At 70.7% G+C, this 24,474-nt stretch carries 18 protein-coding genes; 11 read left to right on the top strand and 7 right to left on the bottom strand.

Features of this window, described 5'->3' with window-relative positions; translation table 11 throughout:
- Nucleotides 1–88: 88 nt before the first annotated feature.
- Nucleotides 89–1,217, top strand: a protein-coding gene (gene prfB, locus MMR14E_RS15110; protein ID WP_331315397.1) for a peptide chain release factor 2 whose coding sequence is annotated in 2 segments (ribosomal slippage) — nt 89–157 and nt 159–1,217 — 1,128 coding nt in all. Because the reading frame shifts where the segments join, the coding sequence is not laid out codon by codon here.
- Nucleotides 1,218–1,403: 186 nt separating this feature from the next.
- Here the strand turns inward: prfB and ggt are convergent.
- The 6 genes from ggt to MMR14E_RS15080 form a co-directional block, all read right to left on the bottom strand.
- On the bottom strand, nt 1,404–3,005 hold the full coding sequence (ggt, locus tag MMR14E_RS15105) for a gamma-glutamyltransferase (RefSeq protein WP_331315395.1): 1,602 nt from the start codon (nt 3,003–3,005) through the stop codon (nt 1,404–1,406).
- Between the two features lie 69 nt (nt 3,006–3,074).
- Nucleotides 3,075–3,998, bottom strand: a complete 924-nt coding sequence (locus tag MMR14E_RS15100; RefSeq protein ID WP_331315394.1) for an ABC transporter ATP-binding protein — start codon at nt 3,996–3,998, stop codon at nt 3,075–3,077.
- Nucleotides 3,995–5,011, bottom strand: a complete 1,017-nt coding sequence (locus MMR14E_RS15095; protein WP_331315393.1) for an ABC transporter ATP-binding protein — start codon at nt 5,009–5,011, stop codon at nt 3,995–3,997. Before MMR14E_RS15095 ends, MMR14E_RS15100 begins: the two co-directional genes overlap by 4 nt.
- Nucleotides 5,008–5,922: an ABC transporter permease gene (locus MMR14E_RS15090; protein ID WP_331315392.1), complete on the bottom strand. Its 915-nt coding sequence runs from the start codon at nt 5,920–5,922 to the stop codon at nt 5,008–5,010. The genes MMR14E_RS15095 and MMR14E_RS15090 overlap by 4 nt, the downstream gene beginning before the upstream one ends.
- On the bottom strand, nt 5,919–6,863 hold the full coding sequence (locus MMR14E_RS15085; protein WP_331315391.1) for an ABC transporter permease: 945 nt from the start codon (nt 6,861–6,863) through the stop codon (nt 5,919–5,921). Before MMR14E_RS15085 ends, MMR14E_RS15090 begins: the two co-directional genes overlap by 4 nt.
- Nucleotides 6,864–6,876: 13 nt before the next feature.
- A complete protein-coding gene (locus tag MMR14E_RS15080) occupies nt 6,877–8,364 on the bottom strand; it encodes an ABC transporter substrate-binding protein (protein ID WP_331315390.1) in 1,488 nt (495 codons plus the stop codon).
- A gap of 375 nt (nt 8,365–8,739) precedes the next feature.
- Here MMR14E_RS15080 and MMR14E_RS15075 point away from each other — a divergent pair, with 375 nt between their 5' ends.
- The 8 genes from MMR14E_RS15075 to MMR14E_RS15040 all read left to right on the top strand — a co-directional run bounded on the left by MMR14E_RS15075 (nt 8,740) and on the right by MMR14E_RS15040 (nt 18,820).
- The gene (locus tag MMR14E_RS15075; RefSeq protein ID WP_331315388.1) at nt 8,740–9,279 is read left to right on the top strand and encodes a pilus assembly protein PilZ; all 540 of its coding nucleotides are present in this window, start codon (nt 8,740–8,742) and stop codon (nt 9,277–9,279) included.
- 107 nt (nt 9,280–9,386) lie between these two features.
- Nucleotides 9,387–10,043: a HupE/UreJ family protein gene (locus MMR14E_RS15070; RefSeq protein WP_331315387.1), complete on the top strand. Its 657-nt coding sequence runs from the start codon at nt 9,387–9,389 to the stop codon at nt 10,041–10,043.
- 41 nt (nt 10,044–10,084) lie between these two features.
- Nucleotides 10,085–10,423, top strand: a complete 339-nt coding sequence (locus tag MMR14E_RS15065; protein WP_331315384.1) for a winged helix-turn-helix domain-containing protein — start codon at nt 10,085–10,087, stop codon at nt 10,421–10,423.
- A gap of 121 nt (nt 10,424–10,544) precedes the next feature.
- Nucleotides 10,545–11,234: a metal ABC transporter permease gene (locus MMR14E_RS15060; RefSeq protein WP_331315383.1), complete on the top strand. Its 690-nt coding sequence runs from the start codon at nt 10,545–10,547 to the stop codon at nt 11,232–11,234.
- 407 nt (nt 11,235–11,641) lie between these two features.
- Nucleotides 11,642–13,294 carry a porin gene (locus MMR14E_RS15055; protein WP_331315381.1) on the top strand — a complete coding sequence of 551 codons (1,653 nt, stop codon included), beginning with the start codon at nt 11,642–11,644 and terminating at the stop codon, nt 13,292–13,294.
- A 905-nt stretch (nt 13,295–14,199) separates the two neighbouring features.
- On the top strand, nt 14,200–15,795 hold the full coding sequence (locus MMR14E_RS15050; protein WP_331315379.1) for a porin: 1,596 nt from the start codon (nt 14,200–14,202) through the stop codon (nt 15,793–15,795).
- A 310-nt stretch (nt 15,796–16,105) separates the two neighbouring features.
- The gene (locus MMR14E_RS15045) at nt 16,106–17,488 is read left to right on the top strand and encodes a 2-hydroxycarboxylate transporter family protein (protein ID WP_331315378.1); all 1,383 of its coding nucleotides are present in this window, start codon (nt 16,106–16,108) and stop codon (nt 17,486–17,488) included.
- 24 nt (nt 17,489–17,512) lie between these two features.
- Complete coding sequence (locus MMR14E_RS15040; protein ID WP_331315377.1) at nt 17,513–18,820, top strand: MFS transporter; 1,308 nt, start codon at nt 17,513–17,515, stop codon at nt 18,818–18,820.
- Between the two features lie 13 nt (nt 18,821–18,833).
- Here the strand turns inward: MMR14E_RS15040 and MMR14E_RS15035 are convergent, their stop codons facing one another.
- Nucleotides 18,834–19,487 (bottom strand): GntR family transcriptional regulator, encoded by a 654-nt coding sequence (locus MMR14E_RS15035; protein WP_331315376.1) that lies wholly within the window; start codon nt 19,485–19,487, stop codon nt 18,834–18,836.
- A 134-nt stretch (nt 19,488–19,621) separates the two neighbouring features.
- Between MMR14E_RS15035 and tcuA the strand changes: the two genes are divergently transcribed.
- On the top strand, nt 19,622–21,118 hold the full coding sequence (gene tcuA, locus MMR14E_RS15030; protein ID WP_331315374.1) for an FAD-dependent tricarballylate dehydrogenase TcuA: 1,497 nt from the start codon (nt 19,622–19,624) through the stop codon (nt 21,116–21,118).
- 121 nt (nt 21,119–21,239) lie between these two features.
- Nucleotides 21,240–24,404: a double-strand break repair protein AddB gene (gene addB, locus MMR14E_RS15025; RefSeq protein WP_331315372.1), complete on the top strand. Its 3,165-nt coding sequence runs from the start codon at nt 21,240–21,242 to the stop codon at nt 24,402–24,404.
- Nucleotides 24,405–24,474: the final 70 nt, after the last annotated feature.

The following is a 24,474-nucleotide window of genomic DNA, read 5'->3' as shown; positions in this document are numbered from 1 at the left end:
CCGGTGGCGTTTACAGGCCGGGTCCCGGGGGGTATCACCCCGGCCGAGTACAGAACCCCGTTCCCGAACCCCTTTCCCGAAAAACCAGATGCGCGCCGAGATCGAGCAAGCCTCGGATGCCGCCAAGCAGTCTATAGGGCTGCTGAGGAGGCATCTTTGACTGGGACACAGTCGATAAACGCCTCGCGGAGCTGAACGCGGCTTCCGAGGACCCCGACCTCTGGAACGATGCCGAGGCCGCCCAGAAGGTCATGCGCGAGCGCCAGCAGCTCGACGAGGCCGTCACGGCGATCAGGAAGCTCGAGCGCGACCTCGAGGACGGCGCGACGCTGATCGAGCTCGGCGAGATGGAGGGTGACGAATCCTCGATCCGCGAGGGCGAGGCGGCGATCCTGGCCGTCGAGAAGGAGGCCGCGAGCCGGCAGGTCGAGACCCTGCTGTCCGGCGAGGCCGACGGCTTCGACACCTATCTCGAGGTGCATGCCGGCGCCGGCGGCACCGAGAGCCAGGACTGGGCCAACATGCTCCAGCGCATGTACGCCCGCTGGGCCGAGCGCCGGAAGTACAAGGTCGAGGTCGTCGAGATGACCGACGGCGAGGAGGCCGGGATCAAGGGCGCCACGCTCCTGATCAAGGGCCACAACGCCTACGGCTGGCTCAAGACCGAGTCCGGCGTGCACCGGCTCGTGCGGATCTCGCCCTACGATTCCAGCGCCCGGCGCCACACCAGCTTCGCCAGCGTCTGGGTCTACCCGGTGATCGACGACCGGATCGAGATCGAGATCAAGGAATCCGACTGCCGGATCGACACCTACCGGTCGTCCGGCGCCGGCGGCCAGCACGTCAACACCACCGACTCGGCCGTGCGCATCACCCACAACCCCACCGGGATCGTGGTGGCGTGCCAGCAGGAACGCTCGCAGCACAAGAACCGGGCGACCGCCTGGAACATGCTGCGCGCCCGGCTCTACGAGGCGGAGCTGAAGAAGCGCGAGGAGAAGGCCAACGCCGAGGCCGCCTCCAAGACCGATATCGGCTGGGGCCACCAGATCCGGTCCTACGTGCTGCAGCCGTACCAGCTGGTGAAGGACCTGCGCACCGGCACCCAGTCCACCGATCCGGACGAGGTGCTCGACGGCGACATCGACCCGTTCATGGAGGCCTCGCTCGCCCAGCGGGTCTATGGCGGCGGCGAGGCGGTCGAGGACATCGACTGATCAGCGGTCTCGATCCGCAACGCCGTCATCACGAGCGGAGCGAAGTGACCCAGGGCAGCACGCGATCGCTCAGCGTGGCGCCACCCGGGATTGCTTCGCTCCGCTCGCAAAGACGATATTCGGACAAGGCTCGCCGTTGCCCGCATCGAAGGATGAGCGCCGGAGGCGCCCATCCTCACACACGCATCAATACCCCAGCGCCGCCCCATCCTTGCGCGGGTCCGATCCCGCCGCCAGCGTGCCGGCCTTCCGGTCGATCCAGATGACCTGCCCCCCGCCGAGCGGCAGCGGCGCACGGATCGCCGGGTGTCCGCGCTCCGTCAATCCCGCCATCACCGCGTCGGGGATCCCGCCTTCCACCTCCAGGCTGCCGCCGTAGGCGAAGCTGCGCGGGGCATCGAGGGCCTCCTGCACGTCGAGGCCCCGGTCGAGCAGACCGGAGAGCAGCTCGACATGGCCCATGGCCTGATAGTGGCCGCCCATGACGCCGAACGGCGCGACGGCCTGCCCGTCCTTCATCAGCATGCCGGGGATGATCGTGTGCATCGGCCGCTTGCCCGGACCGACGCTGTTCGGGTGGCCGCCCTCGGTGCGGAACGACAGGCCGCGGTTGTGCAGCAGCACGCCGCTCTCGGGTGCCAGGATGCCCGAGCCGAAGCCCTGGAAGATCGAGTTGATCAGCGACAGCGCGTTGCCGTCCCGGTCGACCACGCAGAGGTAGACCGTGTCCTTGTGGGCGCGGCCCTCGGCCATCTCGCGGGCGATCTCGGGATAGATCTCCGGAGCGCGGGCGCGGCCCATGTCGATCGCCCCGTGGGCGGCGGCCTTCCAGGCGTCGGAGAGCAGGTGCTCGACCGGCACGTTGGCCAGCGCCGCGTCGCCGAACAGGACGTCGCGGTGATGGTAGCCCTGCTTGCAGACCTCGGCGAAGAGGTGGAGCCGGTCCAGTTCCGACAGGGCGCCGACGTCGTAGTGCGACAGCACGTTGAGCATCATCAGCGCCGCCAGACCCTGGCCGGCGGGCGGGCACTCGTAGACGTCGTAGCCGCGGTACCGGGTCGAGACCGGCACGACCACGTCGGGCCGGGCGGCGGCGAAGTCGTCCAGGGTGTGCAGGCCGCCGAGGGCGTTCAGCCGGCTCACCATGTCCTCGGCGACGGGGCCCGTATAGAAGGCGCGCGCGCCCGCCTCGGCGATCGTCCGGAGCGTCGCCGCCAGCTTCGGCAGGCGGACGACGCTTCCGATCGCCGGCACCTGGCCGCCGGGCAGGTAGGTCTCGGCGGCGTGAGGATCGGCGGCGACGCGCTCGGCGCCGCGCAGCCAGTCCCAACCGACCCGCTGCTGCACGACGAACCCGTCCTCCGCGTAGCGGATCGCCGGCTGGAGCAGCTCGCCCAGCGAGCGGGTGCCGTGCTCGCGCACCAGCAGGTCCCAGGCCGCGACCGCGCCGGGCACCGTCACGGCGTGCGGCGAGGTCGGTGTGATGGTGACGCCGTGCTCGGCGTACCAGTCGGGCGTGGCGGCGGCGGGCGCCCGGCCCGAACCGTCGAGGGCGATGGGCTTGGTGGCGCCCGCGGGGGCGTAGAGGGCGAAGCAGTCGCCGCCGATGCCGGTCATCAGCGGATCGACCACGCACTGAACGGCGACCGCCGCGATGCCGGCATCGACGGCGTTGCCGCCGGAGCGCAGCACCTCGATGGCGGCCAGCGTCGAGAGCGGGTGCGAGGTCGCGACGGCGGCGTTGGCGGCGTAGACCGGGGAGCGGCCGGGGGCGGAGAAGTCTCTCACGGAGTGTCCTGTCGTTTCAAACGCATCTGAATTTCCCCTCCCCGTAAGGGGGAGGAGAGGGCCGCCATCTCACGCGGTGCCAGCTCTCGGCAGCGCCACCCAGTGCCCCGGCGCCACTTCGGTCAGCGGCCCGTCGGGCGGCTGGTCGTGGCCGGTGAGGTCGCGCGCGGCAAGGCGCGCCCGCTCCTCGGCCGGGTGCGGCACCGGCACGGCGGCGAGCAGGCGCCGGGTGTAGGGATGACGCGGGTCCTCGTAGAGGGCGTCGGCTTCGGCCAGCTCGACGATCCGCCCGCGCCAGAGCACCGCGACCCGGTGGCAGAGGTAGCGCACCATCCGCAGGTCGTGCGAGATGAACAGGTAGGACAGGCCCATCTCGTCCTGCAGATCCTGAAGCAGGTTCACCACCTGGGCCTGGATCGAGACGTCGAGCGCCGCGATCGGCTCGTCGGCGACGATGAAGCTGGGCTTCAGGGCGATCGCCCGGGCGATGCAGATGCGCTGGCGCTGGCCGCCCGAGAACTGGTGCGGGTAGCGGCCCATGAAGCGCGGATCGAGCCCGACCCGCTGAAACAGGGCCGCCACCGCCTCCCGCCGCTCCGGGCCGCGCATGTCGCGCCGGTGCAGCTTGAACGCCTCCGCGACGTAGTCCCCGGCGCTCATCCGCGGGTTGAGGGCCGCGTAGGGATCCTGGAACACCGTCTGGATCCGCGCCCGCATCTTGCGCATGGCGCCCGCCGAGAGCTTGGCGAGGTCGGTGCCCTCGAAGGCGATGGTGCCCGAGGTCGGCGGGTTGAGCATGGTCACGGCCCGGCCGATGGTCGACTTGCCGGAACCGGACTCGCCCACGAGGCCCAGGGTCTCGCCGGGGCGGATGTCGAAGCTCACGCCCTCGACGGCGCGGAACACCGACGCCTTGCCGCCCCACCACGAGCGGAGGGGATAGTGCTTGGACAGGTCGCGGACCGAGACGATCGGATAATCCGGCCCGCTCATCGCGCGGCCTCCTGGCCCAGAAGCTTCGGCAGGTCGTACCAGGCGGCGACGAGGTGGCCCGGCGCGGCGCCAGGCGCCTGGGCCAAGGGCGGCATTTCGGTCCGGCAGCGGGGCGTCGCGAAGGCGTTGCGCGGCGCGAACGGGTCGCCCGGCGGGAGATGGCGCATGTCCGGGGGCGCCCCCTCGATCTGGTGGAGGCGCCGCCGCCCGGCGCGGCCGCCGGAGAGGTCCGGCAGGGAGCGAAGCAGCCCGAGCGTGTAGGCGTTGCGCGGGTCCGAGAAGATGTCGTCGACCGGGCCGCGCTCCAGGATGCGGCCGGCATACATCACCTGCACGGTGTCGCTGATCCCCGCCACAACCCCGAGATCGTGGGTGATCCAGATGATCGCCATGCCGAGTTCGCGCTTCAGCTCCTGCACCAGGGCGACGATCTCGGCTTGGACCGTCACATCGAGGGCGGTGGTCGCCTCGTCGGCGATCAGCAGCTTCGGCCGGCAACTGAGGCCGATGGCGATCATCACGCGCTGGCGCTGGCCGCCGGAGAACTCGTGCGGGTACTGGTCGAGGCGCGCGCCCGCGTTCGGGATGCGGACGAGGTCGAGCAGCTCCCTGGCCCGGGCGCGGGCCGCCCGGGCGTCGAGGCCGAGATGGATGCGCAGGGGCTCGATGATCTGCGCCGCCACGGTCATGCCGGGGTTGAGCGAGCTCATCGGATCCTGGAACACGAAGCCGATGGCGCCGCCGCGGATCTTGCGCAGCTCCCGCTCCTTCAGGGCGAGGAGGTCGCGCCCCTCGAACAGCACCTGACCGCCGGTAATGCGGCCGGGCGGGCGCGGGATCAGGCCGAGCATGGCGAGCACGTGCACGCTCTTGCCGGAGCCGGACTCGCCGACGATGCCCAGCGTCTCGCCCTCGTGCAGGGTGTAGGAGACGCCGTTGACCGCGTGGACCGCGCTGCCGTCGGTGTCGAAGGCGACCGCGAGGTCGCGCACTTCCAGGAGGGGCTTGGTCATGTGCGCTGCCTCGGGTCGAGGGCGTCCCGCAGGCCGTCGCCGAACAGGTTGAAGGCGAGCACCGCGAGGAAGATCGACAGGCCGGGCCAGATCGCCATCCAGGGGGCTTGGTCCATGAAGTTCTTGGCGGTGTTGAGCATGGCGCCCCAGGACGGCTCGGGCGGCTGCTGGCCGAGGCCGAGGAACGACAGGCTCGCCTCCGCGATGATGGCGGCCGCGATGGTGAGCGTCGCCTGGACGAGGATCGCCGGCACGATGTTGGGCAGGATGTGCACCCGGGCGATCCGCCAGGGCGGGTTGCCCATGGCACGCGCCGCCTCCACGAACTCCTCGGCCGCCACGGCGCGCACCTGCGCCCGGGTCAGGCGGATGAAGGTCGAGGTCGCCGAGAGGCCGATGGCGATCATCGCGTTGACGAGGCTCGGGCCCAGGAAGGCGGCGAGCGCGATCGCCAGGATCAGGAACGGGATCGCCAGCAGCGCGTCGGTGAGGCGCGAGATCGCCCCGTCGATCCAGCCGCCCGCGTAGCCGGCGAGCAATCCCAGGGGTAGGCCGAGGGACACCGCCAGCGCCACCGAGACGAGGCCGGCGCCCAGCGAGGCCCGGGCGCCGAAGATGATCCGCGAGAGCACGTCGCGCCCGACTTCGTCGCCGCCGAACGGGTGCGCGAGGCTCGGCGCGCCGCGGACGTTGGCCCAGTCGGTGGCGGTCGGATCGTAGGGGGCGATCCAGGGGGCGAAGGCCGCCATCACGATCAGCAGGCCGACGATGACGAGCCCCGCCACCGCGCTCTTGCGTGCGCGCAGGCGCCGCCAGAAGGCCGCGAGCGTACCGGGTTCCTGGATCAGAGCCGGGGCTCCGGCGGGGGCGCCGAGACCGGCCGCCTCGGCGATGGGGGTGCCGGTGCTCATGCCCGCCTCAGCTTCGGGTTCACGGCCGCGGAGAGCAGGTCGGCGGCGAGGTTCAGGGCGATGTAGGTGGCGGCGGTGCAGATCACGACGCCCTGCACGGTGGCGAAGTCCCGGTTGAACACGGCATCGACCATCAGCTTGCCGAAGCCCGGCACCGAGAAGACCTGCTCGGTGAGCACCGCCCCCGACAGGAGCTGCCCGAATTCCAGCGCCCCGAGCGTGATGATCGGGATCGCGGCGTTGGGCAGGGCGTGCCGCAGGGTGACGCGCATGGGCGAGACGCCCTTGGCGCGGGCCGTGCGGACGTAGTCGGAGCCGAGCACGCCCAGCATTGCCGCGCGGGTGTGGCGCATCATCACCGCCGCGATGGCGTTGCCCAGCACGAAGGCCGGCATCACCATGGCGGCGAGGTTTTCGGAGAGGCTCTCGAAGGGCGAGACGTAGCCCGAGGCCGGCAGCCAGCCCAGTTCCACCGAGAACAGCAGGATCAAGAGGATCCCGAGCCAGAAATTCGGCACCGACAGGCCCCACAGGGCGATCCCGTTGGCGACCGTGTCGGCGGCCTGGCCGCGCTTGACCGCCGAGAGCACCCCCATCGGCACGCCGATGGCCAGCGCCACCAGCATGGCGAGGCAGGCGAGTTCGAGCGTCACCGGCAGCTTCTCGACGATCAGCTCCGAGACCGGCTTCTGCAGCCGGATCGACTCGCCGAGATCGCCCCGCAACACGCCGCCGGCCCAGTAGGCGTAGCGGACCGGCAGGGGCTCATCGAGATGATACTTCTCGCGGATGAAGGCGATCACCTGCGGATCGCGCTCCTCTCCGGTCAGCGCCGTGGCGACGTCGCCCGGCAGCAGTTGCTGCAGGGCGAAGATGATCATCGAGGCGAGGATCAGGGTCGGGACCGCCAGGGCGAGGCGTCGCGCCAGGAATCGAAGCATCAGGCGCGCAGCATCAGTTGAGCTTCAGACCGGTGAAGCGCACGAGCCCGTCCGGATAGGGCACGAAGCCGGTGATCTTCTGGCTGTAGGCCCAGAGCAGCTTGCGGTGCAGGATGTAGATGCCGGGCCGGTCCTTCAGCACCTGATCGGCCAGCGCCTTCCAGGCGGCCTTGCGCTTGGCCGGATCCACGGTGCCGCGCTCGGCCTGAAGGGCCGCGTCGGCCTCGGGGCTGCAGTACTTGGGATAGTTCAGCGCCGCCTTGCAGAAGAGGAAGCTGAATGTGTTGCCGTCCGGGTCCGAGCGGCCGCTCCAGGAATAGAGCTGCGCCTCGTAATTGCCCTTGTCGGCGGCATCGAGCGCCGTGGTGAAGTCCACGGCCTGGATCTTCACGTCGAAGCCCGCCTCCTTGGTCATGGCCTGGATCACCTGGCCGACCTGCGGCGACTCGCTGTTGGCGTAGACGGTCAGCGTGATCTGCGGATGCGGCTTGCCGGCCTCCGCCAGCAGGGCCTTGGCCTTGGCGACGTCCCGCTTCGGGATCGGGTACTCGGCGACGTAGTTCGGGTTCTTCGGGTTGACCCATTGGTTCCCGGCCAGGAACTCGCCGTTATAGACGACCTGATTGATGGCGTTGCGGTCGATGGCGGCCTCGAAGGCTTCGCGCACCTTCGGGTCGGAGACCGGCGAGCCCGCCTTGTTGGGGTTGAACAGGATCTCCTGGAAGCCGAGCTCATAGGTCGAGTCGAGCTTCAGCTTGGCGTCGCGCTTCACCTGCGGCACGTCGGTGGGGGCGAGGCGCTCCAGCAGGTCGAGCTGCCCGGCGCGCAGGTTGGTGAGCCGCACCGTGGCGTCGGGGATCGGCCGGAACTCGATCCGCTGGATGTGGATCGCGTCCTTGTTCCAGTAGTCGGGAAAGCGCTCGACCACGATCCGGTCCTGCGGCACCCGCTCGACGAACTTGTACGGCCCGGCGCAGACGGGCGCGGAGGCGAACTTGTCGCCCAGCCGCTCGGCGGCCTTGGGCGAGACCATCATGCCGGCGCGGTCGGTGAACTGCGCGAGCAGCGGCGCGAACGGCTGCTTCAGGTTGATGCGGAAGGTCAGGTCGTCGACCACGTCCACGGAGTCGATCGGCGCGATCTCGGAGCGGCGCTGCGAGCCCGGCATCTTCATGTGGCGCTCGATCGAGAACTTCGCCGCAGCGGCATCGAGCTTCTCGCCGTCGTGGAACAGCACGCCCGGGCGCAGGTGCATGGTCAGCGCCTTCTCGTCGGGCGACAGCTCCCAGGAAGTCGCGAGCTGCGGCACCGGCTTCAGGTCCGGCCCGATATCGACCAGCTTGTCGCAGAGCGCCGCGAACACCATCCGGCTCGCGAAGGTGCGGGCGAGCGTCGGGTCGAGGGCGTCCGGATCCTCCATCATGCCGTAGCGCAGGGTCTGTGCGGCGGCGGGCCCGGCGACGGTGAGCCCGGCGAGGAGACAGGCGGCGAGACGCAACATGAGACCGGTCCGGATTGAGGCGGGAGGAGCGGTGCGGATCGGCCGCGCCCGTTCCAGGGGCGACCGGCAGTGTTGCGCGGCCGCGTGGCATGCACAATCCCAAGGCAGCATCCATGCCATACGGTCAAGATGCATCTTGTATTCAATCGTGCGGCGATCCGGTCGCCGCGGCCGGTGGGCGCCCGTCGGCGGTCCTTGAGCAGCGGCATCGCGACCCGCGCCGTTCCCTCCGGGACCGCGACCGCCGCCCGACAGAGGCCGGGATAAGTTCAATTTTACGTTTTGCCTGAACAGCCCGGAAAAATTTCGGCCGCAGAAGATCTCGGATGCGGTCTTCATGATGAAACGGATGTGATGGTCCGGCGGCACATCGTCATGTTGCCCGCGTTGTGCTGGAACCAGCGCCGCCGCGACTTCTACGCCGTGACCGCCGATGTCTCGACCGAGGGCATCCGGTTCCGCTCCTCGTCCCGCCTCGCGCCGGGCGAGAACCTCACCTGCAGCATCCGCCATATCGGGACGCTCGAGGCCCGCATCGCCCGCGTGGCGGGCCAGGAATTCGTCGCCTGCGTCCGCGGCGGGCGCGCGACCCTCACCGATCTCGCCCGTCAGTTCGTGACGCTGGCGCGGGCCCAGGACCTGCAGCCCGAGCCGATCCGGGCTCACCGGCGGATCGTGCCGAGGCAGAAGATCGTCCAGGTCACCACGGCTTCGGGCGAGGCCATCCAGGGGCACGTCCTCAACGTCTCGGCCTCCGGCGTCGCCCTGCTCATCGACCACCAACCGGAGATCGGGGCGATCATTCAGGTCGGCCGAAAGACCGCCACGGTGATGCGCCACTTCACCCACGGCATCGGCGCCGCCTTCTCGGAGCCGTTCGCGCCGTCGGCCGTCCACGAGGCGATGTCGCTCTGAGGCTCCGGCGCCGCGTCGCGTCGCGGGGTGGCGAACTTCGGCCGCCGGCCCCTCGCAGCGGCTGCGGAAGGGCGCTACATCTCTGCGGGTCCAGCGAAGGATCCTCGATGAAGCGCCTGCTCTCCTCCCGACCCGCCGCATCTCTGGCGCTCCTGCCGGCAGCGCTCGCCCTGCTGCCCCAGGCGGCCTTCGCGCATCCGGGCCACGGCGCCGCGACGGGCGCGGAGGCGGGCTTCCTCCACCCGCTGCTGGGCGCCGACCACGTGCTCGCGATGGTCGCGGTCGGCCTCCTCGCCAGCCTGCGCGGCGGACGGGCGCTCTGGGCCCTGCCCCTGTCGTTCCTGGCGCTGATGAGCGCGGGGGCGGGGCTGGGCATGGCCGGCGTCGCGCTGCCGCATGTCGAGTTGGGGATCGCGCTGTCCATCGTCGTGTTCGGCCTCGCCGCCATCGTCGGCCTGCGCGCGCCGGTCGCGGTGCTGGCCGCCCTGGTCGGCGTCTTCGCGGTGTTCCACGGCTACGCCCACGGCGCCGAGATGCCGGAGACCGCCTCCGGCCTGTCCTTCGGCCTCGGCTTCCTCGCGGCCACCGCGCTCCTGCACGCCGCGGGGATCGGTCTCGGCGTCGCGGCGTCGCGGATCGGAGCGACGCGGGCCGCCCCGGCCCTCGGCGCCGGCGTGGCGCGGATCGGAGCGACGCGGGCCGCCCCGGCCCTCGGCGCCGGCGTGGCCGCGGCCGGTCTCGCCCTGCTGGTCCTGCCCGCCTGAGCGACTCGGCCGACCCGAGCCCCGCCCCGGTCGCGGGCGGGGTGCCCCGGCTCAGCATCCGCATCGATCTCGGGCCGGGGCACCGCCTCGGTCCCGGCAAGGTGCGGCTCCTGGAGATGATCGCCGAGCACGGGTCCATCGCGGGCGCCGGCCGCGCGCTGGGCATGTCGTACCGCCGCGCGTGGCTGCTGGTCGAGGCGATGAACACCGGCTTCGGCCGGCCCGTGGTCGAGGCGCAGACCGGCGGCCGGGCGGGCGGGGGCGCGCGCCTCTCGGCCTTCGGCGCCGACGTGGTGCGCCGGTACCGGGCCGTGGAGGCGGCCGCGGCAGTGGCGGCCGCACCGTTCCTGAACAGCCTTGGACAGGCCGGGGACGCGTAACCCGGCCGGGCGCGGGGGCGAACCCGGATGCGATGTCACAGCCCCGCGGGGGCTGACGTCGTCGAATCCGGCCCAACGTCCCGCCGGTCGCAACACTCCCGGCAGCAAGAAGAGAACCCCCATGGCAAAACTCACGACGCTCGCCCTGATGGGCCTGCTGGCCGTCACCACCGGTGCACAGGCGGCTCCCAAGGTCGAGCGCCTGCGCGGGACCGTCGAGGCGGTGGCGGGCGGCGGCTTCACGCTGAAGACGCGCGACGGCGTGTCGGAGACCGTGGCGCTCGCCCCCGACGCGAAGGTCTCCTGGGTCGTCCCGTCGAGCCTCGACGCGATCAAGGACGGCGTCTTCATCGGCACCGCCACGAAGGGTGAGCCGCCGGTGGCCCTGGAAGTGGTGCTGTTCCCCGAGGCGATGCGCGGCACCGGCGAGGGCCACTACGACTGGGACATGATCCCCGACCGCACGGCGGGCGGTGCGTCGGTGAAGAGCGCCATGACCAACGGCACCGTGAAGGCGGACGTGCGCGCGACCGCGCCGGACGCGCCGCGCGTCAAGAGCGCGATGACCAACGGGACGGTCAAGGCGAGCAGCGGCGGAGCCGAGCGCACCCTCACGGTCGATTACGGCCAGGGCCAGTCGCTGCAGATCCTGGTGCCGCCGCAGGCGCCGGTCGTCAGCTTCGAGCCCGCCAGCGCCTCGGCGGTGGCCCCCGGTGCCAAGGTCTTCGTGATCGCCGCGCGCGGGGATGATGGCCGCGTCACCGCCCGGCGCGTCGCCGTCGGGAAGGACGGGCTGACGCCGCCGATGTGAGGCCGCCGATGTGAGGCCGCCCATGTGAGGCCGCTCCCCCGGCGAATCGCCTGAGACGGCGTGCGCCGCCCGGACCCGGGTCGGGTTCGGGCGGCCCGATGCCCGCCGGAACGGCAGGTCAGCCGCTCAGGACAGCATTCGTGCACATTCGGCGAACCGTTGCCGACTAAAGCACCCCGAGAATGTTGCCAGGCCGCAACATCGCCCTGGAACTGCCAAGGCGGCCGCGAATCCTCGTTGCTCGCGGAAACCCGTTCGCACATGGTGATCGTGCACGGGGGCATCGCCAAGCGAGAGCCCGCAGGAGCCTGCCACTTAAGACGCGGGCCAAACCTACAGAACGTGCGGCCAGACCCGGATAACCGGGCACGTCCGCATCATTGGGTCTCGAAGCTTTGGAGATGTCTATGAAGCTCTTGAAGAGCTCATTGCTCGGGTCTGCTGCTGCGTTCGCGGCGGTAGGCGCAGCTCACGCCGCCGACCTGCCGGTCAAGAAGGCGATCCCGATCGAGTACGTCCGCGTCTGCGGCGCGTACGGCGCCGGCTTCTTCTACATTCCCGGCACCGACACCTGCCTGCGTCTCTCCGGCCGCGCCCGGTTCGAGGGCGGCTACATGACCAGCTACTCGCGCCAGAACGGCAACGGCGGTGACACGTCGGGCTACCAGGGCCGGATGCGCATCAACCTCGATGCCCGCACCCAGACCGCCTACGGCACGCTGCGCGCCTTCGTCCGCCTCGATGCCGGCGCCCGCACCGGCTATTCCGGCGTCGGCACCTCCGGCACCCAGCAGCGCATCGGTCAGGCCTTCCCCGGCCTCGGCATCGACAGCTTCGGCCGTGACCAGCAGTTCGTGAACGTCGACAAGGCGTTCATCCAGTTCGCCGGCATGACCGCCGGTCGCGCCTCGTCGTTCTTCGACTTCTACGCCCACGACTTCGAGTTCGCCGGCGCCACCGCCGGTTCGGACCTGGCGTCCACCAACCTGCTCGCCTACACGGCCACGCTCGGCAACGGCCTGTCCGCCACGATCTCGGCCGAAGACCCGGTCTTCCGCCGCAGCCCGATCTTCTCGGCCTCGAACAACCCGGCCGGCGCCACGGTCAACGCCAACCTCGTCAACTTCGCCCAGGGCAACTCTCCGGCCGAGGTGTTCATCGGCTACACGAACGGCCAGCCGACCCGGTACAGCTTCGTCGACGTGATCCAGCGCTCGCGCATGCCCGACGTCGTCGGCGCCCTGCGCCTCGACCAGGCCTGGGGCTCGGCCCAGCTGTCGGCGGCCGTGCACGAGCTGAACGTCGGCAACGTCGCCAACGGCGCCGGCACCGGCACCGGCTCGAACATCAGCATCCCGCACACCAGCAACTCGTACGGCTGGGCGGTGCAGGGCGGCCTGAAGATCAACGCGCCGTTCATCGCTCCGGGCGACGCCCTCTACCTGCAGGGCGCCTACGGCTCCGGCGCGCAGCTCTACACCGGCTACTCCTCGTTCAGCGGCTCCTACTCGCAGAACGCGGCCACGATCCAGGGCCAGAAGTTCAACCAGTTCTTCAACGACGCGACGGTCAACCCGTTCACCGGCCAGCTGCAGCAGTCCACGAGCTTCAGCGCGACGGCGTCCTACCTGCACTACTGGACGCCGGAGTGGCGCTCGGCCTTCTTCGGCTCGTACGGCGAGATGAACTTCTCGCAGTCGGCCCGTGCGGCTCAGGGCATCGCCTACGCGGTCGCAAACCCGTTCGGCATCATCAACTTCGGTGCCAACGCCGTCGGGACGCCCGGCACGCGCTTCTACAACCTCAGCGAGGCGCTGCGCGATACCTACCAGTTCGTGGCGGGCGGCAGCATCATCTGGTCGCCGGTCAAGGACCTCGATATCGGCGTCGAGGGCTTCTACACCCAGATCGGCGTCAAGAACGGCCGCGTGATCGACAAGGACAAGAGCCCGACGGCCTACGCCAACGTCGCCGGCATCAACAACGGCACCTTCGTGCCGCGGACCACGACGTCGGACAGCGTCTCCACCTTCCGCTTCCGCGTCCAGCGCGACTTCTAAGCCACTCCACCGGCGCCGGGGCTCCGGCCTCAGCGCCGGTCCCCGTGCTTCAGAACCCTCAAGGCTCGGCTTCGGCCGGGCCTTTTTCGTTGTGCGCTTCCGCCCGCGGCCCGCGAACCCGTCCGCCGCGGCCGCGACCGGCCACGTGACCCGGCGCGGTCCCGCTGGCGGAGCCCCCGATCCTGGACGTGCCCGGGCCGGACAGCCGGGCGGTCGGCGCCCCGCACGTCCCAGGCGATCCGCTGCCCTGCCGATCAGGGGCACTGGCGCCGCGCCTCGATCGCCGTCGATCGGCGGCATCCTTCGCCCGGCACCGCCTTCCGGACGCGCCCCGCTCGTATCGCGCCGGACCGGTGCCGCCGCGTCCCGCACCCTGTGCCATCGGCAGATGTCCGGGTTTCCGGCCGGCGAGTCGGGCCTGCGCGGTTCGAGCTTCGAATCGGCCGCCGGCGACCGCCTTCCCGTCAGGGGCGCCGGCTGGGTTTCGACCGCGGCCGCCACGACTCCCTGCCGAGCGAGGCCCGCGCGGGCGCTCCGAGCCGGCTCTGAGACGATCCCGCATCGCGCGACGCCGATCGGCCGATAGCGCCGAAGTAATGACCTCTATTTTTGTTCGATAATCTTCGAGTTTATCTCCTGACAGACTAATAATTTTGGCGACTTGAATTATTTAAATACAGTTTGTTGCTGTCATACAACACAAATTTGAAAGTCAAATTGTAAATCTGAATCCGTGTTGCAAGGGAGAGTGCGCCTGCACAGTGTCTCCGAGCAAATGGGCCTCAAGTTCACTGTAGCAAGCGAAAGAGCACCAGATATCCGCGATCAAATGATCTGCTGTATTTGGTAAGTCCGGTCTTGCTCATCCGTTTGCGAGATTTGAGCTTCAAATTCCGGAGATACCGATGAGATTACTGCGATCATCGTTGCTGGGGACTGCCGCCGCGTGCGCGGCGGTGGGCGCCGCGCACGCCGCCGACTTGCCGGCCAAGAAGGCTGTCCCGGTCGAGTACGTCCGCGTCTGCGGCGCGTACGGCGCGGGCTTCTTCTACATCCCCGGCACCGACACCTGCCTGCGCATCTCCGGCCGCGCCCGGTTCGAGGGCGGATACATGACGGCGTCGACGCGGCAGGCCGGCACGAATGCCGGCGACAGTGCGGGCTACCAGGGCCGGATGCGCATCAATCTCGATGCCCGCACCCAGACCGCCTACGGCACGCTGCGCGCCTTCGTGCGCCTCGATGCCGGGTCCCGCACCGGCTACGCCCGCTCGGGGACTCAGGCGCGTATCGGCCAGGCCTACGACGCTACGGGCGTCGACGCGGCCGGCCACGCGCAGCAATTCATGAACGTCGACAAGGCGTTCATCCAGTTCGCCGGCCTGACCGCCGGTCGCGCCGCGTCGTTCTTCGACTTCTACGCCCACGACTTCGAGATCTACGGCGCGAGCTCGGGCTCCGATGTCGCCTCCACCAATCTCCTCGCCTACACGGTGACGGCCGGCTCCGGTCTGTCGGCCACCCTGTCGATCGAGGACCCGGTGTTCCGGCGCAGCCCGATCTACGCGCCGGCCGGCACCGCCTCGCCGGTGAGCCCCGTCTTCGTCGGCTATTTCCACGGCGCGCCGATCGCGGTCAGCAGCGTCGACAGCATCCAGCGCGAGCGGTTGCCCGATGTGGTCGGCGTCCTGCGCGTCGATCAGGCCTGGGGCTCGGCGCAGCTCTCCGCCGCGGCGCACGAGCTGAACGTGGGCAACATCGCGGTGACCCGGGCGGCGGGCGCGACGGTCGGGATCGCGCACACCAAGAGCGTCGAGGGCTGGGCGCTGCAGGGCGGATTGAAGATCAACGCGCCCTTCGTCGCGCCCGGTGATGCCCTCTATCTCCAGGGCGCCTACGCGGACGGCGCGCAGATGTACACCGGCTACTGCGCCTTCACCGGCTGCTACTCGCAGCTCAACAACGGCTTCCACGGCCAGAAGATCTACCAGAGCTTCTCGGACGCGACGATCAACCCGTTCACCGGGCAGCTGCAGACGTCGCAATCCTTCTCAGCGGTCGCGTCGTTCCTGCATTACTGGACGCCGGAATGGCGCTCGGCGGTCTTCGGCTCCTACGGAGAGCAGGATTTCTCCCGCCATGCCCGTCTCGCCCAGGGCGCGCTCTACAACGTCCTGAACGTCAACGGCGCCGCCAATTTCGGCTCCAACGCGGTCGGCACGCCCGGAACGCGCTTCTACCAGCTCAGCCAAGCGCTGCGCGACACCTACCAGTTCGTCGCGGGCGGCAGCCTCATCTGGTCACCCGTGCGCGACCTCGATATCGGCGTCGAGGCCTTCTACACCCAGATCGGCGTGAAGCACGGGCGCGCGATCGATTCCGACAAGAGCCCCGCCGCTTACGCCAACGTCGCCGGCATCAACAACGGCACGTTCGTCCCGCGCACCGTGACGCAGGACTCGGTCTCGCAGGTCCGTTTCCGCGTCCAGCGCGACTTCTGAGCGGCGATGTCGGCGGCGGGGCGTCGGTCCCGCCGCCCGTCTCCGCGCGCGGCGTACCCGCGGCCCGGTCGAGTGCCGGGCCATTCCCGTGCCCTCGGACCACGACGGAGGTGAGATCTTAATCCAGGCCCGCGGGACAGGTCGCGTCCTTTGTTCCCCGGATCGCGTTGCCGCCTTTCATGCGCGCTGATACGCCGGATGTCACTTTATCTCCGCCGATCGTGCGGGACTCGACGGGTCGTGCCTCGGCGTGCGGTCGCGAGTGTTCGGCGAAACGGCCCGAAAGTGGTCAGAGATCCGGGGGGACGCCATGACCAGCACCGCTACGCCGAGCCCGATCCCATCACCGGCAGAGAACCGGGCGGAGGGCCGGCGCGCGGCCCGGTTCTGGCCGGACGTCTGGTGGCGCCTGATCGACACCAAGATCGGCATCATACCGCTGCCGATCTTCGTCGTGCTGGCGATCCTCATCGCCGTCCTGGTTCAGGAAGGCGAGATCAAGCCCGACGGGCCGACCATGATCGCCGTTCTGGTGATGGGCGGGTTCACCTGCGCGGAGATTGGCAAGCGCATCCCGATCCTGAAGAACATCGGCGCCGGTGCGATCTTCGCGACCTTCATCCCCTCGGCGCTCGTCTACTACGCCCTGGTGCCGCCGCAGATGGTGAAGGCGATCACCGATTTCACGAAGTTCACCAACTTCCTCTACATCTACATCGCCACGATCATCGTCGGCTCGATCCTCGGGATGGATCGGGAGGTCCTGATCAAGGGCTTCCTCAAGATCTTCGCGCCGCTCGCCCTCGGCTCGGTGGCGGCGGCGCTGGTCGGGACGCTGGTCGGCACGCTCCTCGGCCTCGGACCCTACAAGACGTTCTTCTTCATCGTCGTGCCGATCATGGCCGGCGGGGTCGGCGAGGGGGCGATCCCGCTCTCCATCGGCTACGCGGCGATCCTGGGGCTGCAGCAGGGCGTGGTCTTCGCCCAGGTGCTGCCGCCGGTGATGCTCGGCTCCCTGACCGCGATCATCCTGTCGGGCACGCTCAACTCCATCGGCAAGCGCTACCCGCACCTGACCGGCGAGGGCCGCCTCCAGCCCGATTCGGACGGGATCAAGTCGAGCGACGCCCAGGCCAAGGCCGAGGCGGCCAAGGGCCAGATCGACCCCGCCACGATCGGCGCGGCCGGGCTCACGGCGATCACCCTCTACCTGCTCGGCGTCATGGCCCACCACCTCGTCGGCCTGCCCGCGCCGGTGGCGATGCTGTTCCTCGCCGTCCTGGCGAAGCTTGCCAGCGCGGTGTCGCCCCATCTCCAGGCCGGCGGCTTCGTGGTCTACAAGTTCGTGCAGGTCTCGATGACCTACCCGCTGCTGTTCGCCATCGGCGTCGCGATGACGCCGTGGCACGAGCTGATGGCCGCCTTCACGCTGGTGAACCTGATCACGATCGTGTCGACCGTCGTGACGCTGATGACGGTCGGCTTCTTCGTCGGCCGCTGGCTCGGCATGTACCCGATCGAGACCGCCATCGTGAACGCCTGCCACAGCGGCCAGGGCGGCACCGGCGACGTGGCGATCCTGACGGCGGCGAACCGCATGGCGCTGATGCCGTTCGCGCAGATCGCCACCCGCATCGGCGGCGCGCTGACGGTGACCGGCACGATCGTCGCCATGAAATGGATCGGTGCCTGACGGGCACTCGGAAAGGACGTCGTCATGGCCGGTGATCCCGGGGCCGTCGGGGCCACGCTCCAGTCGCGCATCGGGGCGATCCTCCGCTCGACGAGCGGCAACTTCCTGGAGATGTTCGACTTCTTCCTGTTCGGGTTCTACGCCACCTACATCGCGCGGGCGTTCTTCCCCTCGGGCAACGAGACCACCGAGCTGCTCCTGACCTTCGGCACGTTCTGGCTCGGCGCGCTGATGCGGCCGCTCGGGGCGATCGTGCTGGGCGCCTATATCGACCGGATCGGCCGCCGGAAGGGGCTGATCATCACGCTGGCGATCATGGCGAGCGGGACGGTGCTCATCGCCTTCTGCCCGAGCTACGACACGATCGGCGTCGCGGCCCCGCTGATCGTGCTGGCCGGGCGCCTGCTGCAGGGCTTCTCGGCCGGCGTCGAGATCGGCGGCGTCTCGATCTACCTGTTCGAGATCGCCACGCCGGGCCGGCGCGGCTTCTACACGTCGTTCCAGTCGGCGAGCCAGCAGGTGGCGATCATGTTCGCCGCCCTGATCGGCTACGGGCTGAACGCCTTCCTCACCAAGCAGCAGATCGGCGATTTCGGCTGGCGCATCCCGTTCCTGATCGGCTGCCTGATCGTGCCGTTCATCTTCTTCATCCGGCGCTCGCTCCAGGAGACGCAGGACTTCGCCAAGCGGACCCGCCACCCGACCACACGCGAGATCCTGACCACGGTGGCGGCCAACTGGCGGATCGTGCTGCTCGGCATGATGCTGACGACGATGACCACGGTGACCTTCTACATGATCACCGTCTACACCCCGACCTTCGGCAAGAACGTCCTGAAGCTCACCGAGACCGACAGCCTGATCGTGACGCTGTGCGTGGCGGTCACCAATTTCGTCTGGCTGCCCGTTGGCGGGGCCCTGTCGGACGCCATCGGCCGCAAGCCGGTGCTGCTGACGATCTCGACCCTGTCGCTGCTGACGACCTACCCGGCCCTGCACTGGCTCGTGGCCGACCCGACCTTCGGCAAGATGCTCGCCGTCGAGCTGTGGTTCTCGTTCTTCTTCGGCGTCTACAACGGCGCGATGGTGGTGTCGCTCTCCGAGGTGGTGCCGGCCCATGTCCGCGCGAGCGGCTTCTCGCTGGCCTACAGCCTCGCCACCGCGCTGTTCGGCACGGCCACGCCGATGGTCTCGACCTTCCTGATCGAGAAGACCGGCGACCGGGCCGCGCCGAGCTACTGGCTCATGGCAGCGGCCGCGTGCGGCATCGTCGCGACGCTCGCGCTGTTCCGGAGCCGGCAGGGACTGGAGCGCGTGCCGGCCCACGCCTGAGGGCGGGGACCGCTCAGCTCTCCTGCCAGATCCGGATCCGTGCCTTGAAGGCGGCGCGGATATGGGCCCGGGCCGCGGCCTCGGCGGCATCGCCGTCGTGGGCCCGGATCGCCGCCACGATCGCGGCGTGCTCGGCCAGCGATTCCGCGGCGCGGTCGGGCGCCGCCAGCGTGGTGGCGCCGGGCAGCAGCACCAGCGACAGGCGCATCGTCTCCAGCGTGCTCTGCAGGAAGCGATTGCGCGCCGCCCCGTGGATCTGCCGGTGGAACAGGCGGTTGGTCCGGGCCAGGGCGGGCGCGTCCCCGAGCAGCGTCCGGTCCCGGGCGACCATCTCCTCCAGGATCTCGGTCTCGACCGTGCTGGCGTGGATCGCCGCGAGGCGGGCCGCGGTCCCTTCCAGCACCTCGCGCATGTCGTAGAGCTCGCTGACCTGCCCGTAATCGAGCTGCGCAACGCTGGCGCCCCGGTGCGGCTCGTGGGCGACGAGGCCCTGCGCCTCCAGCCGTCCGAGCGCCTCCCGCACCGGCGTGCGGCTGATCTGGAACCGCTCCGCGAGCTCGGCCTCGCGCAGCCGGCTGCCGGGGGCGAGTTCGCCCTCCTCGATCGCCCGCAGCAGGCGCTCGTAGGCGCCGGCGCCGCTGGAGCGCTCCGACTCGCTCGCCTTCATCGCAGGATCTCCCTGGACCGGGCCATAGCTCGAAACGCGGCTCGCCGGAACGCTTGCCGCAGGGAACGCTTGCCGCAGATTGCATGCATGCGTATACAATCAGTCGCACGATGACGGATGGTGGAGAGACGGGCATGCAGCGGTCGGGCGATGCGCAGCGGGATGTTCTGGTGGTCGGCTCAGGCAACGCCGCCATGAGCGCGGGCCTCGCCGCCCTGGAGCGCGGCGCCTCGGTGCTGATGATCGAGAAGGCCGAGCGGGATCTGGCGGGCGGCAACACCGCCTACACGGCCGGCGCCATGCGCTTCGTCTACGAAGGCAACGACGACCTGATCCCCCTGCTTGCCGATCCGCAGGATCCGCGCCTGCCGCGCACAGATTTCGGCACCTACACGGCGCAGAAATTCGAGCAGGATCTCCTCGGCTTCAACGATGGGCGGCCGCTGTCGCGCGAGCAGCGCATCCTGATCGACGAGAGCGGCGCGGCGCTGCGCTGGCTCGGCACCCAGGGGGTTAAGTTCGAGCCGATCTATTCCCGCCAGTCCTTCGAGAAGGACGGGCGCTTCGTGTTCTGGGGCGGCCTGACGCTCGCGACCCACGACGAGGGCTTCGGCCTCGCCCAGGCGGAACTGGCCGCCTTCACCCGGGCCGGCGGCGAGATCCGCTACGGCTGTCCGGCCGAGGGGCTGATCGTCGAGGACGGGCGCGTCGTCGGCGTGGAGACACCGCAGGGCGCGTTCCGCGCCGAGGCCGTCGTGCTCGCCTGCGGCGGCTTCGAATCGAACGCCGCCCTGCGGACGCGCTTCATCGGCGCGGGCTGGGACAAGGCCCGGGTCCGCGGCACGCCACACAACCGGGGCGACGGTCTCGAGATGGCGCTGGCGCTGGGCGCGAAGGCCCACGGCTTCTACGGCGGCTGCCACGCCACGCCGATGGACCTGCACACCCCCGATTACGGCAACCTCGACCTGCCCCACGGCGAGCGCAAGCACTACCGGAAGATCTGCTATTTCCTCGGGCTGATGCTCAACGCGGACGGCGCGCGGTTCGTCGACGAGGGCAAGGATTTCCGCAACTACACCTACGCCCAGTTCGGCCGCGCCATCATGGAGCAGCCCGGGCACGTGGCGTGGCAGATCTTCGACGCCAAGGTCGATCACCTGCTCTACAGCGAGTACCGGTTCCACGACGCGCACTTCGTCGAGGCCGACACCCTGGACGGGCTCCTCGACCGGCTCGAGGGCATCGACCGGGCGGCGGCGCGGCGGACCATCGCGGCGTTCAACGCCGCCGTGGACGAGAGCGTCCCGTTCGATCCGACCGTGAAGGACGGGCGCGGCACGGCAGGGCTCGCGCTGCCGAAGTCGAACTGGGCGCAGAAGATCGAGACCGGCCCGTTCAAGGCTTACCCGGTCACCGGCGGCATCACCTTCACGTACGGCGGTGTCGAGGTCGGCGACGACGGCGGCGTGAAGCGCGCGGACGGCGGCGCGATTCCCGGCCTCTACGCCTGCGGCGAGATGGTCGGCGGCGTCTTCTTCAACGGCTATCCCGGCGGTTCGGGGCTGACCTCCGGCGTCGTGTTCGGCCGCCGCGCCGGCTACGGCGCCGCCGCGAGGGCGAAGGGCTGAGGGCCGCGGCGGACCGCGACCGGTGCCCTGCCCCTTCGCGGGGGAGGGGCATGCGCGCGATCGTTTGCCCAGGGGCCGATCGCCCCCTGTCCGCGGCCCCGGCGCGGGCGTAGAAGCCCCCATGCCCGCCCGACAGGCCGTCTTCACCATCTCCCGCGGCGTCCCGTTCCTGCCGACGCTCGCCGAGGCGCTGCTCTCCGGCCGTCTCGTCGGGCCGGTGGCGGACGATCCGCTGGCGCTCGCCGCCGTCACGATCTACCTGCCGACCCGCCGCGCCGCGCGGGCGCTGGCTGCGATCCTGGCCGAGAGGCTCGGCCGGGATGCGCCCGGTCAGGCGACGCTGCTGCCGCGGATGATCCCCCTCGGCGAGGCCGACGAGGCCGAGCTCGACCTCGCCGCCGAGCCGCTGCTGGAGGACAACGCCGACCCCCTCAGCATCCCGATGCCGCCGCTGGAGCGCCGGCTGATCCTGGCGCGCCTCGTCCAGGCCTGGGCCAGGACCGTCGACCGGACCCTGCTGCCGCTGGACGCCGAGGTGCCGTTCCTGGTGCCGTCCTCCCCCGCCGACGCGGTCGGGCTCGCCGGCGACCTCGAGCGCCTGATGGACGCGCTCACCGTCGAGGGCCTGCCCTGGTCGGAGATCGGCGCGGCCGTCGAGGCGGAGTATTCCCGCTACTTCGGCCTGACCCTCGACTTCGTGAAAATCGCCGCCGAGAACTGGCCGAAGCTCCTGGCCGAGCGCGGCCTCGCCGATCCCGTCGCCCGCGCCCGCAGCCTCGTGCTGGCCGAGGAGCAGCGCCTGTCCCGCAGCGCCACGCAGGACCCGGTGATCGTCGCCGGCTCGCTGGGCTCCGTCCCCGCCACGGCCCGGCTCATCGCGGCCGTGGCCAAGCTGCCCCACGGCGCCGTGGTCCTGCCCGGGCTCGATCTCGACCTCGACGCGGCCGGATGGGACGGCATCGACACCGGCGAGGGCTTCTCGCGCTTGATCGCGCACGGCCACCCGCAGGCGGTGCTGCACCGGCTGCTCGGGCCGGAGAACCTCAACCTCGACCGCGCCGAGATCGTCGCCCTCGGCGAGCCCGATGCCGGCCAGGTGGCGCGGGCCGCGCTCCTGTCGCAGGCCCTGCGGCCGGCCGACACCACCGACGCGTGGGCCGCCCTCGACCCGGCCGCGCGCGACACCGTCGCCCGCCTCGGCCTCGAAGGGGTCGCGCTCGCCGAGGCGGCCGACGAGCGCGAGGAGGCGCTGGTCGCGGCGCTGGCGCTGCGCGAGACCCTCCAGACCCCCGGCGCCACCGCGGCCCTGATCACGCCCGACCGCGGGCTCGCCGGCCGTGTCGCCGTCGAGCTGCTGCGCTGGGGCATCGTGGCCGAGGACTCCGCCGGCCAATCCCTGGCCGGAAGCCCGGCCGGGCGGCCCGCGCGCCTCGCCGCGGAGCTCGCCGCCGACCTCGCCCGCGATCAGGCCGACGCGATCCCGGCCCGGCTGATCGCGCTGCTCTCACATCCGATGGTCCATCTCGGCCTGCCGCGTCCCGACGTGGTCCGGGGCGCCGCGGCCCTGGAGATCGGCTTGCTGCGCGGCCCCGTCCCGGCGCCCGGCTTCGACGGATTGCGCAAGGCCCTCGCGGCCGAGCGCGCCGGGCCGCCCGAGCACCGGCCCCGGGCCAAGCGCCGCCTGAAGGACGTCGACTGGGAACTGGCCGCGGACCTGCTGGACCGGCTGGACCTGGTGTTCCGGGATTTCCCGGGCCCGGACGGGGCCGGGGAATGCGACCTCGTCACCACCGCCACGGGGCACCGGGAGGCGTGCGACCGGCTGATCGCCGGGCCGGAGGACGGTTCCCCGGCGGAGACGGACGGGTCCCTCTCCTGCCTCGACGCCCTGTTCGACGACCTGGAGATGGCCGAGCCCGGCCTGATGCCGGGGCGGTTCGACGATTACGCCACCTTCTTCACGTCGCTGGCCCGGGAGCGCCTCGTCGCCTGCTCGGGCGAGGCGCCGCATCCGCGCCTGCGCATCCTCGGGCTGCTGGAGGCGCGCCTGCTGTCGGTGGACCGCGTGGTGCTCGGCGGCCTGGACGAGGGCGTGTGGCCGGTGCGCACGCTGACCGACTCGTTCCTCAACCGGCCGATGCGCGAGCGGGTCGGCCTCAACCCGCCCGAGCGGCGGATCGGCCAGATGGCCCACGACTTCGTGCAGGCGCTCGGGTGCCGCGACGCGGTGATCACCCGGGCGCTGAAGCGGGAGGGCGCGCCGACCGTGCCGTCCCGCCTGATCCAGCGCCTGCGCGCCCTCTCGGGCGATGCCCGCTGGGACACCGTCCTGCGCGCGGGGCGCCGGCTCGCGGGCCTCGCCGCGCGGCTCGACACGGCGCCGCCGGAACCGCGGCTGAAGCGCCCCGCGCCGAAGCCGGACCCGGCCCTGTTCCCGCGCTCGCTCAGCGTCACCGAGATCGAGACGCTGGTGCGCGATCCCTACAGCATCTTCGCCCGCCACGTGCTCGGGCTCGACCCGCTCGATCCGCTGGCGGCGGCGCCGGGCGTCGCCACCCGCGGCTCCCTGGTCCACGACGTCTTCGCGGAATTCGCCGGCCGCCATCCGACGGACCTGCCTCCGGACGCGGCGGAGCGGCTGCTGAACCTCGCGGTGAACGCCTTCGGCGAGATCGAGGCGGAGTACCCGAACCTCTACGCCGAGTGGTGGCCGCGCTACGAGCGCATGGCCTCGGCCTATCTCGACTGGGAGGCGCAGCGCCGGCCCGGCCTGACGCGGGTCTACCCGGAGGTCTCCGGGCGCTGGGCGATCCCGATGGGGCGCGAGACCTTCACGCTGCGCGCCCGGGCCGACCGGATCGAGCTGCGGCCGGACGGCAGCGCCTGCATCGTCGACTACAAGACCGGGACGCCGCCCTCGGGGAAGATGATCTTCTCCGGGTTCTCGCCGCAGCTCACCCTGGAGGCGGCGATGCTGATGCACGGCGCCTTCGCGGATCTGCCGGCCGTGAAGACGACGCCGGACCTGCTCTACGTCCACGCCTCGGGCGGGCGGAAGCCCTTCGTCCCGATCCCGGTGAAGCCGCCCCGGGGCGAGGAGCGCGGCGTGGAGGCGATCGTGGCCGAGCACGCCGCGCGGCTGCGGGGGCTTGTCGCCCGGTTCATGACCGGCGAGGCGGCCTACACGGCGCGGCCCTACCCGCAATATGCCAGCCAGTACGGCGCCTACGACCACCTCGCCCGGGTGCTCGAGTGGTCGCTCGCCGGGGACGAGGGCGGGGAGTGATCCCGCCCCGTCGCGTCAGGGTGTCCCGCCCGCACCGCGGGACGAGGACGCGGATGGGCGGCGCGGTCCG

Origin of the sequence: Methylobacterium mesophilicum, from assembly GCF_036441335.1 — a bacterium.
GTDB classification, from domain to species: Bacteria; Pseudomonadota; Alphaproteobacteria; order Rhizobiales; family Beijerinckiaceae; genus Methylobacterium; species Methylobacterium mesophilicum_B.
Note: the sequence above shows the minus strand (reverse complement) of the source record. Positions and strands in the feature narration are given on the sequence as shown.